At 39.2% G+C, this 14265-nt stretch carries 15 protein-coding genes and 2 pseudogenes; 6 read left to right on the forward strand and 11 right to left on the reverse strand.

Annotated elements, in window-relative coordinates; all coding sequences use genetic code 11:
- Positions 1 to 147 precede the first annotated feature (147 nt).
- Positions 148 to 564, forward strand: a pseudogene (locus tag PL8927_RS14275) (transposase); the annotation flags it as partial.
- 31 nt (positions 565 to 595) lie between these two features.
- On the opposite strand, the gene PL8927_RS14280 reads toward PL8927_RS14275, so the two are convergent.
- Positions 596 to 1666: a hypothetical protein gene (locus PL8927_RS14280; RefSeq protein WP_083622666.1), complete on the reverse strand. Its 1071-nt coding sequence runs from the start codon at positions 1664 to 1666 to the stop codon at positions 596 to 598.
- 302 nt (positions 1667 to 1968) lie between these two features.
- Positions 1969 to 3186 carry a glycosyltransferase family 4 protein gene (locus PL8927_RS14285; RefSeq protein ID WP_083622669.1) on the reverse strand — a complete coding sequence of 406 codons (1218 nt, stop codon included), beginning with the start codon at positions 3184 to 3186 and terminating at the stop codon, positions 1969 to 1971.
- Positions 3187 to 3533: 347 nt separating this feature from the next.
- Between PL8927_RS14285 and PL8927_RS14290 the strand changes: the two genes are divergently transcribed.
- Entirely contained in the window at positions 3534 to 4352 is an 819-nt protein-coding gene (locus PL8927_RS14290) for a hypothetical protein (RefSeq protein WP_083622671.1), read from the forward strand.
- A gap of 76 nt (positions 4353 to 4428) precedes the next feature.
- Here the strand turns inward: PL8927_RS14290 and PL8927_RS14295 are convergent, their stop codons facing one another.
- The 6 genes from PL8927_RS14295 to PL8927_RS14320 all read right to left on the reverse strand — a co-directional run bounded on the left by PL8927_RS14295 (position 4429) and on the right by PL8927_RS14320 (position 10033).
- The gene (locus tag PL8927_RS14295) at positions 4429 to 6903 is read right to left on the reverse strand and encodes an ATP-dependent Clp protease ATP-binding subunit (protein ID WP_083622673.1); all 2475 of its coding nucleotides are present in this window, start codon (positions 6901 to 6903) and stop codon (positions 4429 to 4431) included.
- Between the two features lie 222 nt (positions 6904 to 7125).
- Positions 7126 to 7734, reverse strand: a complete 609-nt coding sequence (locus PL8927_RS14300) for a hypothetical protein (RefSeq protein WP_083622675.1) — start codon at positions 7732 to 7734, stop codon at positions 7126 to 7128.
- A 315-nt stretch (positions 7735 to 8049) separates the two neighbouring features.
- The gene (locus PL8927_RS14305) at positions 8050 to 8430 is read right to left on the reverse strand and encodes a DUF1823 family protein (RefSeq protein ID WP_083622677.1); all 381 of its coding nucleotides are present in this window, start codon (positions 8428 to 8430) and stop codon (positions 8050 to 8052) included.
- A 74-nt stretch (positions 8431 to 8504) separates the two neighbouring features.
- Positions 8505 to 9065, reverse strand: a complete 561-nt coding sequence (locus PL8927_RS14310; protein WP_083622680.1) for a Uma2 family endonuclease — start codon at positions 9063 to 9065, stop codon at positions 8505 to 8507.
- 307 nt (positions 9066 to 9372) lie between these two features.
- Positions 9373 to 9756: a PIN domain-containing protein gene (locus tag PL8927_RS14315; protein ID WP_083622682.1), complete on the reverse strand. Its 384-nt coding sequence runs from the start codon at positions 9754 to 9756 to the stop codon at positions 9373 to 9375.
- A gap of 16 nt (positions 9757 to 9772) precedes the next feature.
- The gene (locus PL8927_RS14320; RefSeq protein WP_083622685.1) at positions 9773 to 10033 is read right to left on the reverse strand and encodes a hypothetical protein; all 261 of its coding nucleotides are present in this window, start codon (positions 10031 to 10033) and stop codon (positions 9773 to 9775) included.
- A gap of 432 nt (positions 10034 to 10465) precedes the next feature.
- Here PL8927_RS14320 and brnA point away from each other — a divergent pair, with 432 nt between their 5' ends.
- The 4 genes from brnA to PL8927_RS14340 all read left to right on the forward strand — a co-directional run bounded on the left by brnA (position 10466) and on the right by PL8927_RS14340 (position 12323).
- The gene (gene brnA, locus PL8927_RS14325) at positions 10466 to 10690 is read left to right on the forward strand and encodes a type II toxin-antitoxin system BrnA family antitoxin (RefSeq protein WP_083622688.1); all 225 of its coding nucleotides are present in this window, start codon (positions 10466 to 10468) and stop codon (positions 10688 to 10690) included.
- A 205-nt stretch (positions 10691 to 10895) separates the two neighbouring features.
- Positions 10896 to 11252 (forward strand): DUF433 domain-containing protein, encoded by a 357-nt coding sequence (locus PL8927_RS14330; protein ID WP_331281825.1) that lies wholly within the window; start codon positions 10896 to 10898, stop codon positions 11250 to 11252.
- Complete coding sequence (locus PL8927_RS14335) at positions 11243 to 11608, forward strand: DUF5615 family PIN-like protein (protein WP_083622690.1); 366 nt, start codon at positions 11243 to 11245, stop codon at positions 11606 to 11608. The genes PL8927_RS14330 and PL8927_RS14335 overlap by 10 nt, the downstream gene beginning before the upstream one ends.
- Positions 11609 to 11678: 70 nt before the next feature.
- A complete protein-coding gene (locus PL8927_RS14340; protein WP_083622792.1) occupies positions 11679 to 12323 on the forward strand; it encodes a Uma2 family endonuclease in 645 nt (214 codons plus the stop codon).
- A gap of 99 nt (positions 12324 to 12422) precedes the next feature.
- Here PL8927_RS14340 and PL8927_RS14345 read toward each other — a convergent pair whose 3' ends face one another.
- From PL8927_RS14345 to PL8927_RS14355, 3 genes and pseudogenes are all read right to left on the reverse strand, one after another.
- Positions 12423 to 12665 (reverse strand): hypothetical protein, encoded by a 243-nt coding sequence (locus tag PL8927_RS14345; RefSeq protein WP_083622691.1) that lies wholly within the window; start codon positions 12663 to 12665, stop codon positions 12423 to 12425.
- Between the two features lie 7 nt (positions 12666 to 12672).
- Positions 12673 to 13956 (reverse strand): annotated as a pseudogene (locus tag PL8927_RS14350) (NAD(P)(+) transhydrogenase (Re/Si-specific) subunit beta); the annotation flags it as partial.
- The gene (locus tag PL8927_RS14355) at positions 13956 to 14252 is read right to left on the reverse strand and encodes an NAD(P) transhydrogenase subunit alpha (protein WP_079677602.1); all 297 of its coding nucleotides are present in this window, start codon (positions 14250 to 14252) and stop codon (positions 13956 to 13958) included. The pseudogene PL8927_RS14350 and the gene PL8927_RS14355, both read right to left, overlap by 1 nt.
- Between the last annotated feature and the right edge of the window lie 13 nt (positions 14253 to 14265).

The following is a 14265-nucleotide window of genomic DNA, read 5'->3' on the forward strand; positions in this document are numbered from 1 at the left end:
TAAAATAGCGCAAAAACCTTGCAGGAGTCGGGGAAAATGTACCGTAAAGACGAACAACCAAGGACACCAGCAGAGGAGTTCAAACTGCCATTTGAGGGAAAACTCTCAGAAGAGAATCGCTGGGTAATCATGGCCCAATGGATACCCTGGGAAGAATCAGTCCATGTAGATAAAATTTACCGGACTAGAGACAACCGAGCTTGGTGTAAAGACAGAGGAATTAGAATCAGTGGCCCCCCATTAGGGAGACCGCCAGCAAATCTTAGTAAAGCTACTAAGAAACAGGCGTTAGAAGATGAAAAGATTCGGAATTCAATTGAGGGCAAATTTGGGCAAGGGAAAAGAAGATTTAGCCTGAATCGGATTATGAATAAACTAGCTCATACTTCCGAAACGGCAATTGCTATTACTTTTTTAGTCATGAATCTCTCTGCCATTCTTAGGCAGATTTTGGTGTCAATTTTTTTAGTCAATTACTTTTTTCGAGTCATTGATTATCACAACTTATCGGTTAACTCCTTTCCTCCAAAAAAACTGATTTACCCTTCTAACTTCATTCGCTAGTTAATCATTCGTTTCCTTTTCTGTTACTTATTCAGCAAGCCCTAATTATTAATGTTAATAAAGATTTATGTATTTCCTCAAAAGATTCTTTTTTATGAGAAAACAACTTGACAGCAAAAGATATTAGCGCATCGTCATCCTGAGAAATCTTTTTAATTAAATCCGTAATACATACTTTTTCTTCAAAAGCTCGATACAAACTATAAATTTTCGCTTTATTTGATAGTTGATCCCACTCACTTGTTGAATTAGCTTTAAAACTATCCCATATAAAATCCACTTGAACTTTTGGCTTAAATGACTGAAAGATCTTTGGTTCTCCCTTTAAATTATTAGGAAGTTCGTGTATTAGGGTATTTTGTTCTTGTTCAGGACGATACTTAATGTAGATAGATACTTCATCGACTATTTCTTCTGTTTCTTCTATTTTTTCTGTTTCTGTACACTCTTGATAAATCTGATCATAGATATTCCAATAAGCTTCTGTCGTTAATATCCTTGATGCCATTAAATCCTTGAGTTTATTACGAAGGCTTTTTGATTCAATATAAACTCGTATTGGAATATCATTATAGAGCTCTGAATAATCTTCTGTTTCTAATTGCTCTAGCTCCTTGCAAAGCTCTGTTGATTCTAAATAAAGTATGTCAGGAATACTTTTTAGAAGATCAATCTTTTTCTTTGCCTCACTCTTATATAACAAATTAAGCAATTTCAATTTTAGGAAACACAGTTTTATGAGGGTATCTTTTTTTTCATCGTTTTTTTCATCGTTACTGATGGCACGATATAAAGATGTATTAAAAAAGAGTTCCCAGACACTTTTTTCGTTGCTCTGAGCGCATTTTGATAAAGTTTCTAAATCACTATCGGTTACTAGCTCAATATTAATTGCTTCCGGCTCGGATTTATCCTGTGGATGGTCAAGCTCAAATATAACAAAAACTTCTGGTTCTATCAAGAATTTATCGCATAAAATCCCATTTGTGTAGAAAGAATATTCCTGAGTTGTAGTAACAGACACAGAGCCAAAATACTTTTCTTCACCAGTTTTTAAACGTAAGCTTGTATAACGACTGACCCGCCCAACTACTTTAGTCATAAACCTGCACTGAACAATCCTAGTTGATACAAAGAATATTATATCTTACAAGAAGTTTTATTCAAGGTGGCGATTAGTTTTTGATTGCGGGCGATCGCATATTGCCTAACATAACCATCAGAAGCCCGATATTGCCCCTCCTTAAGCCTTGAAATAAATTTCAGGCTAAAAGCTCAAACCCGTTAAAACGGGTTAAGAAAGACAAGTATTTAGTTATCTTTAGATAACTTTAGCTTTCAGCCCGAAATGAGCGTTCAGGGCATTATAACTAAGTAAGGGCGGGAGAACCCCGCCCCTACGGATTAAACAACATGGCTCAATTCTAAACGCCGTTCTTGTAACAAATCTCGATAGAGATGTTCTAATTGAGTAATATTTTGGCTGAGGGTATAGCGTTCTAAAACCCGTTGACGGGCTTTCTGACCCACAATCGGAATCATTTCAGGATGATCTCGTAATAGAGGTAATAGAGTTCGCAGTTGGGAAGTAACGCCTTCAGTTTTTATAATAATTCCGGCGCCACCTTCCATCACCTCCCCATCAGCCCCCGCATCCGTCGCCACACAAGCAGTCCCACAGGACATCGCCTCTAATAAAGAGATCGATAACCCTTCCACTCTCGACGGTAAAACAAAGACATCCGACCCCCGCAGAATTTCAATGCGTCGGTCTTCATCTCCGACAAACCCAAACCAGATGATCCCATCTTCTGGCCCATAGGAGGCTTGTAAAGAGGCTTCTAATGGCCCATCGCCGACAATGACTAATAGACAATTTGACCCCATTTCCGACTTTTTCCAGGCTTTCAGCAGGGACTCAACGTTTTTTTCCGTTGCTAGACGTCCCTGATAGACAAAAACCCGTTCAACTCCCAATTCTTCCTTAAAACAGGATGGCCCCGGAGAATATTTATCCACATCTACCCCATTCGGAATTACCGCAACCCGATGTTTCGCCACACCCAGACGGTTTAACATCTCCCGTTGAACTTGGGAAAACACAATTACACGGTCATAGTTTGCTAAAAAAGGCGCGTAGATTTGATAGGTTAAATGTTGTGTCCCCGATTTGAGATTGCGGAATTTGTAGTCAAAGGGGGTGTGAAAGGTCGCCACCAAGGGGATATTCAGTTCTGCACAAATTTCGGGTAAGACGAAATCCAAAGGCGAAAGAGTCAAGGACGCATGAACAACATCCGGTTTCAGCCGTTGTAAGGACTGCGTGAGGACTTTGCTGGAACTGAGGGTGGGAATGGTATAGACTTGGGATTTATAGAGACAGGGTAAAGACACCTCTTGAGTCATGGGAAAGGGTGTCACCTTGCTATTGTTATCCTCTGTAAAAATTTTCCATTTACCGTTTTCCAGTTCCCATTCCGAGTTTCGCTCCGTTGCACTGTAGGCGGCAAAGTGGAGAAAACTGACTCGATGGCCCCGATCTAGCAGGGCGTTGGTAATTTCCCTAGAATAAGTAACGTTACCGCAGAAGGGTGATTTTTTTCCAAGCCAAGCAATGTGCATTCAAGTGATTTGGAATTTATTAAAATGGGTTTGTTGAGCATGACTTTACCACGATTACCGCGTTCTGTCCTAATATTAGTGGAACTGATCAGGTCAACAACCGACTACTGACCTGAACACAGGTTCAGTAGGGAACTTTCTGGGGGAAGAAAGATGACAGCGAGGGGAATTCCGCCACATCAGATGCTACTCTCAACAATAAAATGTGAGACTATAGCACTACGCATTACAGTTAGGACACTTCTAAATCCAGAAAACTCACTCACTGCTTACTGTTCCCTATTCCCTGTTCCCTGTTCCCTGTTCCCTGTTCCCTGTTCCCTTATTTTTTATTCAAACATCATAATATGGCTGACAATAAAAAAGACATTTGGGATAAAGCTGCGGTTATTGCTAATCTAATTTCTGCTGCGATAATTGCTGGTATTGGTATGGCGATTAATAGTTATCAACAGCAACAGAATTTAATGATTCAAGAGCAAAGAGCGATGATTGATCAAGTTCAAAATCAATTTAGAAATCAACTCGCAAATGCTCAATTAGTTGAAACCTTGATTGATGAATTATCGGATAGTAATGCCCAGAATAATCTTAAACAAGATATTGCTTTAACTGCTTTATATAATACCTTAAAAGACCAAAATAAACAATTAGTAACGGATATTTCAGAACGAATTATTATTAATATGGCTAATTATAATGATTCTACTTTTGTCTATGCCTATGAAATTTTAAAGCAGGAAGCACCGGAACGCGCCAAACCCATTTATAATCAAATGTTAAGAAAAATTCATCCGGTTTTAATGTCGGGACAGCCAGTTAAACCCAATGCTGATTTGATTTATAAACTGTCTCAATTAAATAATGAACATAATCTCCATTTTGTCTATATTCATATTCAAAATGAACAATTGAGATCGGTTGCTAAAGCTTTAGAAAATAGTTTAAATCAACAAGAAGAAACATTATTAGCTCCTAGTGTTAAATTAATTCCCGGAGAATATTCTAATGAAATTCGTTATTTCTATGATCAAGATTTACCCACTGCTACCCACATTAAAACATTGACGGAAAAACTATTGAATAAACCCTTTGTTCTTAAGAAATTTGGCACAGAAGGTACAGAAGCTCCTCAAGGTCAAATTGAAATTTGGATGGCTGGGTGAGGAGACTTTTTAATCTTACCTGCTCTAAAAGATAGGCAAAGCCCATCCTAGGAAAGATGGGTTTTGCCTATTTCTATTAAGAATGAGTGATCGCGTATTCATTGATTGAATTTAGGGCTTGATCTCCGGGTAAAATTGTGACTTTACCTTCAGGATCAACATCAACAAATGCGCGATCGCCATCTTTAATTGTTCCCGCTAATAACGCTTCTGCTAGAGCATCTTCTAACAGATTCATTAGTGCTCGACGTAAGGGTCTTGCTCCATACTTGGGATCAAAACCCACATTGACTAAATGGTCTTTGAACCGTTCACTTACCGTTAAGGTAATCTCCCGTTCAGTTAACCGAGCTAAGAGTTCTCGCAGTAAAATATCTGCAATTTGCTTAATTTCAGATTTCTGCAATTGACGGAAGACAATAATTTCATCTAAACGGTTAAGAAACTCAGGACGGAAATATTGTTTCAATTCCTCATTCACTAAATTGCGAATGCGGTTATATTGTTGATCTTCTTCCGAAGCAGACCATTCAAAACCTAAACCGCCACCGCCTTTTTCAATCACCTTAGAACCGACGTTAGAAGTCATGACGATCAAGGTATTTTTGAAACTGACAACCCGACCTTTAGCATCGGTTAAGCGTCCATCTTCTAAAATTTGTAATAACAAATTGAAGACATCCGGGTGAGCTTTTTCAATTTCATCAAATAACACCACCGTATAGGGACGACGACGCACTGCTTCTGTTAATTGTCCGCCTTCTTCATAGCCAACAAATCCAGGAGGAGAACCAATTAATTTAGAAACCGTATGGCGTTCCATATATTCCGACATATCTAAGCGAATCATCGCTGCTTCTGACCCAAAGAAATAGGCGGCTAAGGCTTTAGTTAATTCCGTTTTTCCGACTCCTGTAGGGCCAGAAAAAATGAAACTAGCAATGGGTCGGTTGGGATTTTTTAACCCCACACGAGCGCGACGAATGGCGCGAGAAACGGCGTTTACCGCTTCATTTTGACCAATCAATCGTTGATGTAAAGTATCTTCCAAGCTCAATAATTTTACCGATTCAGATTCGGTTAATTTAGTCACCGGAATGCCTGTCCAAGCTCCTAATACATCGGCGATATCTTCTTCAGTAACAACTAAAGAAGTTGAGGTAGAACTCAGTTTTTCCGCCGGGGTTTCTAGTTTATCCTTAATTTCCAATTCTCGATCGCGCAATTCACTGGCTTTATCGAAATCTTGCAGTTTTACCGCCGTTTCTTTTTCCGCAATAACTTTCGTTAATTCCCGTTTTAATTCGCGTAATTCTGGGGGAACTTTGGAATTCATCAGCCGAACTCGTGAACCCGCTTCATCAATTAAATCAATGGCTTTATCGGGTAAAAAGCGATCGCTAATATAACGATCTGATAAGGTCGCCGCCGCGTATAAAGCTTGATCAGAAATTGTTAACTGATGGTGTTGTTCATAAGCACGACGCAACCCAAACAGAATTTCAACGGTTTCTTCAACGGAGGGTTCACCGACCATCACGGGTTGAAACCGACGTTCTAAGGCCGCATCCCGTTCAATATATTTGCGGTATTCATCAAGGGTTGTCGCCCCCAAACATTGCAATTCACCCCTTGCTAGGGCGGGTTTCAGCATATTAGAGGCATCCATTGTACCTTCAATTGCACCTGCACCGACGAGAGTATGAATTTCATCAATAACTAAAATAATATTGCCCGCCGTGCGAATTTCTTCAACAATGGTTTTGAGTCGTTCCTCAAATTCACCTCGAAACCGGGTTCCGGCGATTAAGGTTCCCATGCTCAAGCTAATCACTTGTTTATTTTCCAGCATATCGGGAACATCGTTATTGACAATGCGTTGAGCTAACCCTTCCGCAATGGCGGTTTTCCCGACTCCGGGTTCACCTACCAACACGGGGTTATTTTTCGTGCGACGTCCTAGAATTTGAATCACACGCTCAATTTCTTTTTGGCGACCCACCATCGGGTCTAGTTTGCCTTCGGCGGCCAGTTGGGTTAAGTTAGTACCAAATTCGTCTAAGGTTGCAGTTTTGGCAGAACCTCGGCGATTGCTGCTTCCGGCGGCGACTGTGGTATCTTCCCCTAAAGCTCTAATCACTTCGGTACGCAGTTGAGAACGGTCAACGCCCAGATTTTCTAGGACTTTTGCCGCCACCCCTTCGTTGTCTTGTAATAATCCTAATAAAATATGTTCGGGGCCAATATAGTTATTCCCCATTTGGCGGGCTTCTTTCATGGCCGTTTCAAAGATGCGTTTGGCCCTGGGGGTAAAGGGAATTTCTACCGGGAGAAAACCTGACCCACGACCAATAATGGCTTCAACTTCTTTTTGCACCTCGCGCAGGACTAACCCTTGCTTTGTCAGCGTTTTGGCTGCAATATTGGTTCCTTCACTCATTAAACCGACGAGCAGTTGTTCGGTTCCAACAAAGTTATGTCCCAGGCGTCGGGCTTCTTCCTGAGCTAACATCACCGCCTTAATTGCTTTATCCGAGAAGTATTCAAACATTTTCTATGTTCACTCCCTTATGACGTTTGATTTTTATAGAGTTGTCATCCCTCTGGCGAGAGTGATGATGGATTTTAATGTCCAGATGTAAACTTTTGTTTAGATACTATACCTAATGTACCCTTATTGGGCTAAATGTGCAGTGAGGAGAGCCGTATTTTCCCTATCCGGTTGCAAAATCACCCTAGGATGCTTGAGGGGTAACGCATACCAGCCTAGGGGTTAATTTTTCAATTCTTCGCTAAAGTCAACTCCTGTACCTTTGGTATACATACCGTCGGGAACACCATCCCCATTTGAATCAACTAAGTTGGCTCCGGCTTGAAAATAACATTGTAAAGAGATTTTTTCATCTCCTGAAACTAAAATATTAATATCACCGCCATGAGTTGCACATTCAAAGCTCATCCGTTCGACTTGTTCCCTATTTCGATTTAAAATAGCTTGAATTTTGGGATCATCGCTAGAAATTTTTACCCCAAATTGTTGTTCATAACCGGGTAAAGGAAGAACCCCTAATGGTAGTCCGAGTCGTTCTCCATTCTCTATTTTAGGTTCCCAACAACTCAAATAAACAACTTTATATAGGTCGGAATTAGAGTCTACTTCTAACCCTAAAAGTTGAGGAGGTAAACAGTCCCGTTGATAACTCTGGGTTTTTTCAGGAAAATTAGACTGTAGGATTTTCCAGAGGTTTTCACAGGATTCTGTTTCACAGTTTCCGATTATTTTCATTGCGGGTTGAGCAGAAGCCGGGAGACAGAATAATAAATTGATTCCTGCTAAAATAAAAGATAAATTGATAATTTTTGACATTTTTAATAATTTCATTTTTGATCTAATAATTTTAGCAAATCCCAGGGAAGTATAGCAAGTCTAAAATGATTGTACTCATAATGATCAAGATTATTAACCTGAAAAATACCTACAGTTCCAGGTAGGGGCGGGGTTATCCCGCCCTTACAATGTTAAATCTTATGTAAAACTGATTTAGACTTGCTATATTATATGAAATCTTTAAATGTTGGCTACGCATCCGTCCCCTGTAGAGACGTTGCATACAACGTCTCTACAGGGGATTTAGAAAATTATCTGTAGTATCAATTTTAGGATTTCATATTAATTCCCCTATTTTTGAATTAGATTTTAAATCAATTTCATTTCTTTCATTTGAGATAATAACCAATTAGCCATCGTTGCTCGTCGAGTATCCCTAGGGTTAAACTCTCCTATTTTATAACCTTTAAAACCGAGTGCTTCCTTAAGGAGTTGTTTATTTTCTGCGGGAATAGAGCGAGTTAATTTTACCGTTGCAGGACGACTATCAATAAAATCAGGAGGCTCTGGATATTCTTCTTTCCAATGGGGGTCAACATTCGTTCCATCCCATTGATTCGTTTCAGGGTTATACTGATATCCCAGATAATACCAAACCAATTGATTAACGATGGCATCATCAATTTCTTCATTGATAATGGCCCAGATGGTATCTGTATTTAACGGGGGAAGTTCCAGGGAGTTAGTCATAGTCAAAAAATCAATATTTTAGCTATATTCTATTAAATCATAATTCTGCTTTGTTAGCGATCGCTGCTTTCAAGTTAACTCAAATTTAACCAGCTAAAAACCATCTCCGTTGTTAATTCTAACTCAATTCCTGCTAAAATAGGTAATTTTGCTCCACCTTGATATAATTCAACTCTTTGACCTGGAAATACTGCTAAAATACTTTCGGCTTCTGGGTCAATTAACCATCCCAACTCAGTCCCATTGCTTAAACAATGCAATAATTTACCTAAAATTTTAGTTTGGCTTTGTTCAGGAGAAAGTATTTCAATTGACCAGTCAGGATGAATTTCAAATCGATTAACAATTCTTCCCGATGGTAATAAAGGAATTCTTTCCCATCGAAATACGCTAACATCTGGAACAATAGATAATCCTCCAAAAGTACAGCGTAACTCTGGAAAAGCATAAGCTATTTTTGAGGGTTCAGTTATCTGGTTAATGACGGCACAAAGTTTACCCTGTAATCTGCTATGTTCACCTTGAGGCATCGGTTTATGAGTAATTTTTCCTTGAATAAATTCTGAAGCAGGTTTAGTTTCGGGAAGTTTAAGGAACTCCTCTAAAGTCAGTTGAGCTTGAATAACTGTAGTCATCGCATCTGTGATATAATTAGGGAATTAAATATTTATATTATAGGCGATCGCTTTCAAAAAAAGTAGTCTCACCCCCCAATTAGAAACCGGGTTTTTGCAGATAGCTTTGTTAGCAACCGAAAGATTAGGAGAAAAACCCGGTTTCTGAGTTTCTGAGGTTAAGACGGGGCGGGTTTATCGAAATTATCTGTTAATATCATAAATTATTACAGAACCCGCCCCTACATTTGATCTCCGTAGGGGCGGGTTCTCCCAGATATTTGATACCCACAAACCATCTAACAAAACCCGCCCTACTACTACTACCTCAAAATCGTGAATAAGGTTGTATCATCTGAAGACCAGATATAGCTTGATAATGTTTAACATTAAAAGTGCAAAGTATGGCATTCTGTCCAAGTGCACAAGCTGCAATTAAAGCATCTAGTAGTCCTAAATTGTGGGATAAATGGTAGGCTGTAAAATCTGATAAAGCACGGGCGAAATCTGTTTCGTTAGGCCAGATTATCGGAAGTGGAGCCACCAAATTGAGAACGTTACGGAGTTGTTGACTATTGCCAGTTCCTTGAATTAACTCCATAATTACAAAACCGGGAATGCTAGGAATTTCTGTCAAACTGGAAAACCAAGCTATTGCAGGAAGATACCCCCGTTGCACATCAATTAAAATATCTGTATCCAATAAATACATCTTTATAAGATAATGCCTAAACTTGTACTCTGGTTTCAGCTTGATGACGCAAATAACGGGCTTGTGCTTGGCTATCAGTTATATCAGGACAAGAATTAATCACACCCTGATTTTGCCAATAATTGACTAATTCTGCTCCTGTTTTTGGGAGATTATTAACAATTTCTTCACTCAACAAAATCCGTAAAATATAGTCAGACAAAGATAAATTTAGTTGAGATGCTTCTGTACTTAGTTTCTGCTCTAGTTCTGGAGGTAATTCAATCGTTATACTCATATTCGCTATTTAATAGAGCTTTTTTAATTATTATAACATAAGTTAAGACAGGGCAGGTTTAATTAGAAACCGGGTTTTTGTAGAAATCTTTGTTAGAAACCGAAAGATTAGGAGAAAAACCCGGTTTCTGAACCCCCACCTAGCACAAGAAACCGGGTTTTTGTAGATAGCTTTGTGAGAAACCGAAAGATTAGGAGAAAACCCGGTTTCTGAGGTTAAGACGGGGCGGGTTTATCAAAATTATCTGTTAATATCATAAATTATTACAGAACCCGCCCCTACATTTGATCTCCGTAGGGGCGGGTTCTCCCAGATATTTGATACCCACAAACCATCTAACAAAACCCGCCCCNACAGCCGTTATTACTTACAGATCAGAAAATATCCGAATTATTTCCGTCCGCCGTTCCCGTCCCAATGAGGTTATATGGTATGAAAGCCGAAGAATTTGACGCAAAATTTGATGCAGGTGAAGACCTCACCGAATTTATGGATTTCTCGACTGCCAGACGACCCAACCGAGAAAAACAAAAAATAGAACTCAATTTACCCCTGTGGATGATTCGCCAACTCGAAGCCGAAGCTCAAAAACAGGGTATTTCTCCCCAAACCTTTTTAGAAAACTATTTGGCTGAAAACCTTGCCCCTGTTAGATAAAGAATGATCAGGTAACTGTTCTATTAAATTTAATAACTCTTGCTTAACACTGGGTATTGATGACATCTGTTTAACCCTTCCTTGTTTTTTTGTTTAAGCGATCGCTTCACTGCAATTATTTTTTAAATAAATTGTTATAATGATGATTACCACCCACTTGCAAGCTAAAACAGGTCATCCTAAACAACTATAAACTTTCAGGAAAATGATACAATCATTAATTCAATTGCACGATTATTTTTATGTTCTTGCTTCTGATGATATCCGAATTAAAGGAACACGCATTAGCATTGAACAGATTTTGTATGAATATCTGTATAATCATCAATCCCCTGAAGAAATCCAAAAGCATTTTACAACAGTTACATTAGAACAAATTTATGCCACTATTCTTTATTATTTTAGAAATCAAGAACAGGTTTCTGATTATTTAGAAAATTGGTTAACAGCTACGAATCAAGCTGAAACAGAACATGATCAAAATCCCCCTACTGTTGTCAAAAGATTGCTGAAGTTAAAAGCTGAACAGGAAGCGGTTAAGGTGAGTCAAGAATGCCCATAAAATATCTAATTGATGAAAATCTGTCTTCTGTTTATCAAGAACAGCTTAAAAACCGTGTTTCTGATCTTGTTGTTTTAAGAATTGGTGATCCGAATACTCCCTCTATTGGAACGCTTGATCCTGAAATTTTGTCTTGGTGTGAAAAATTCGGATTTATTTTAGTGACTAATAACCGCAGTTCTATGCCTGTCCATTTAGCTGATCATTTAAACAATGGGGATCACATTCCTGGAATTTTAGTTTTAAGAAAACAAGCAAATTTTGGTCAAGTTATTGAGGATTTAATTTTAATTGCTTTAGCTGCGGTGGAAAATGAATATCAAGACATTATTAGTTATGTCCCGTTAAAAAAATAGGGAACAAGGATAAAATTTTTATTTTGAATTGTATTAAACTAAAAGTAACTCTTAGAAAAGGGTAATGGTGATGGTGACACTGCAATTCAAGCAACTCAGCGTTCCCCCAGGACAGCGTGTACTGTTTTTGGATGTAAGCTGGCAAGATTTTGAGGCGATTTTAGCGGAGTTGGGCGAACATCGGGGGGCACGAGTGGCTTATTTTCAAGGGATTTTGGAGATTAGAATGCCTTTACCAGAACATGAATTTAATAAAGAAATTATTGGAGATATGGTAAAAATTCTACTAGAAGAACTAGAAATAGAACGGGAATGTTTTGGATCAACAACATTTAAACGTCAAGGAATGGCGGCTGGAGTTGAACCGGATAATTGTTTTTATATTCAAAATTATCAAGCAATGATTGGAAAAAAACGCTTAGATTTAACGGTTGACCCACCGCCAGATTTAGCCATTGAAGTTGATGTCACTTCTAAAACTCAGTTAAGTGCTTATCAAGCGCTCGGTGTTGCTGAACTGTGGTGCTATGAAAATGATCAATTGCAAATTTATGTTCTGCTAAATGGAGAATATATTAACTCTCAAACTAGCCCAATTTTTCCCAATTTTCCAGTTATAGAAGTAATTTCTCAGTTTGTAGAAATGAGTCGGACAACGGGGACGAGTGCAGCGTTGAGATCATTTCGTAAATGGGTACGCGAAAGGATAGAATAATAAGTAAATTTTGGTCAGGGATACCTAATATACCTAAAATGCTGATCTTCCCTCTGATCATGTAACGTTAACCATCCCCAAGTATCAACAAAAAGTTGATTATCCATAAATTTCTTCATCAATATTCTGAGCTAATGAACCCTGATCAACAGCCCCAATAAATTCCGCAAGCGGATCTACTTCATGATCTGGTTTTTTTTCCTGATCAAAATTTAAACTAAAAGATTGATTTTGACAATAGATTAAAAAATTGACAAATTGCACAACTTCTGGAATTTTATGATCAGGTAACTGTTCTATTAAATTTAATAACTCTTGCTTAACACTGGGTATTGATGACATCTGTTTAACCCTTCCTTGTTTNAATGGTATGTTTGGCTTTATCAACATCTAAAATCGGCATCCCATAAATGGGGCTGTTTTTATCTTCCCGCGCCGCCGGGTTAACCACATCATTTGCTCCGATAACTAACGCCACATCAGTTTGATCAAACTGCGGGTTAATGTCATCCATATCATATAACTGAGGATAAGGAACATTTGCCTCGGCTAACAGCACGTTCATGTGCCCCGGCATCCGTCCCGCCACCGGATGAATGGCATATTTGACATCCACCCCATTACTTTCTAATTGATCCACCAACTCCTTAACACTATGCTGCGCCTGGGCTACAGCCATGCCATACCCAGGTACAATCACCACAGAACGGGCATATCCTAACATCATTGCCCCTTCCTCGGTGTCAATACTGCGAACCGTTTGATCCGTTGCACCCGCACCAGTGGCAGCCCCAGAACCTCCTTCTCCAGTACCAAATCCGGCAAATAGCACGTTAGTTAAAGAACGGTTCATCGCCTTACACATAATCACCGTTAGGATAATCCCCGACGCCCCAACTAACGCCCCAGCAATGATTAACAGGTTGTTCATCACCACAAACCCGGCGGCGGAGGCTGCTAACCCGGAAAAGGAGTTTAACAGAGAAATCACCACAGGCATATCACCACCCCCGATAGGAATGACGAATAACACGCCTAAAATTAGGGAAATGAACACTAACCCTAAAAATACCGATACATTAAAAGGGGTTAGGCAAATATAAAGACTACCCGCACCAAAGGCAACAAACAGCAGAATATTAAACTGTTGTTGCAGGGGAAATAAGATCGGAGAACCACTCATAATGCCCTGCAATTTTGCAAAGGCAATCATGGAACCTGTAAAGGTTATCCCCCCAATTAATACCCCTAAAATGGCGGTAATTGTTGTACCTAAAGGAGGAGTTTCTGCTAGGGCTAAATAGCGCCAAAATTCTCCCACCGCTACCATTGAAGAAGCAGCACCCCCCAAACCGTTGAGTAAACCTACCATTTGGGGCATTTCTGTCATTTGAATTTTATAAGCCATCACTGCCCCGATGACCGAACCAATAATTAAGGCAATAACGATCAGTTCATAGTTCAAAACCTGCCGATCTAACATTGTGGCAACAACAGCAATTAACATTCCAATGGCTGCCCATAAATTGCCACTTCTAGCTGTTGCTGGAGATCCTAACTTTTTCAATCCAAAGAAAAAGAAGGTGACAGCTACTAAATAGCTGAGTTGTATTCCTGTTAAGCGAATATCCATTAGGCTTTAACCTCTTTTTTCTTGAACATTTCCAGCATTCTATCTGTGACTAAAAAGCCACCAACCACGTTAATCATGGCGAGAATAATTCCAATAAATCCCAGAATTACGGTGACATTCCAATCGCGATCGCCCGCAATAATTAACGCGCCTAAAACGGAAATTCCTGAAATCGCATTTGCCCCAGACATTAAGGGAGTATGCAATGTCGGCGGAACTTTCGTAATCACTTCAAACCCCGCAAAGGTTGCTAAAACAAACACAAACAATGCGGAAATTAAGGTTTCAGTAGTCATAATTTCAGAACCA

Origin of the sequence: Planktothrix serta PCC 8927 (assembly GCF_900010725.2) — a bacterium.
Lineage (GTDB): Bacteria > Cyanobacteriota > Cyanobacteriia > Cyanobacteriales > Microcoleaceae > Planktothrix > Planktothrix serta.

What these genes read in the sequence shown, in the direction of transcription:
- PL8927_RS14345 (WP_083622691.1), bottom strand. Translation starts at nt 12,665, where the DNA reads ATGTCATCAATACCCAGTGTTAAGCAAGAGTTATTAAATTTAATAGAA.
- PL8927_RS14305 (WP_083622677.1), bottom strand. Translation starts at nt 8,430, where the DNA reads ATGACTAACTCCCTGGAACTTCCCCCGTTAAATACAGATACCATCTGG.
- PL8927_RS14355 (WP_079677602.1), bottom strand. Translation starts at nt 14,252, where the DNA reads ATGACTACTGAAACCTTAATTTCCGCATTGTTTGTGTTTGTTTTAGCA.
- PL8927_RS14280 (WP_083622666.1), bottom strand. Translation starts at nt 1,666, where the DNA reads ATGACTAAAGTAGTTGGGCGGGTCAGTCGTTATACAAGCTTACGTTTA.
- PL8927_RS14310 (WP_083622680.1), bottom strand. Translation starts at nt 9,065, where the DNA reads ATGACTACAGTTATTCAAGCTCAACTGACTTTAGAGGAGTTCCTTAAA.
- PL8927_RS14285 (WP_083622669.1), bottom strand. Translation starts at nt 3,186, where the DNA reads ATGCACATTGCTTGGCTTGGAAAAAAATCACCCTTCTGCGGTAACGTT.
- PL8927_RS14335 (WP_083622690.1), top strand. Translation starts at nt 11,243, where the DNA reads ATGCCCATAAAATATCTAATTGATGAAAATCTGTCTTCTGTTTATCAA.
- PL8927_RS14290 (WP_083622671.1), top strand. Translation starts at nt 3,534, where the DNA reads ATGGCTGACAATAAAAAAGACATTTGGGATAAAGCTGCGGTTATTGCT.
- PL8927_RS14315 (WP_083622682.1), bottom strand. Translation starts at nt 9,756, where the DNA reads ATGTATTTATTGGATACAGATATTTTAATTGATGTGCAACGGGGGTAT.
- PL8927_RS14330 (WP_331281825.1), top strand. Translation starts at nt 10,896, where the DNA reads ATGATACAATCATTAATTCAATTGCACGATTATTTTTATGTTCTTGCT.
- PL8927_RS14300 (WP_083622675.1), bottom strand. Translation starts at nt 7,734, where the DNA reads ATGAAATTATTAAAAATGTCAAAAATTATCAATTTATCTTTTATTTTA.
- PL8927_RS14340 (WP_083622792.1), top strand. Translation starts at nt 11,679, where the DNA reads ATGGTGACACTGCAATTCAAGCAACTCAGCGTTCCCCCAGGACAGCGT.
- brnA (WP_083622688.1), top strand. Translation starts at nt 10,466, where the DNA reads ATGAAAGCCGAAGAATTTGACGCAAAATTTGATGCAGGTGAAGACCTC.
- PL8927_RS14295 (WP_083622673.1), bottom strand. Translation starts at nt 6,903, where the DNA reads ATGTTTGAATACTTCTCGGATAAAGCAATTAAGGCGGTGATGTTAGCT.
- PL8927_RS14320 (WP_083622685.1), bottom strand. Translation starts at nt 10,033, where the DNA reads ATGAGTATAACGATTGAATTACCTCCAGAACTAGAGCAGAAACTAAGT.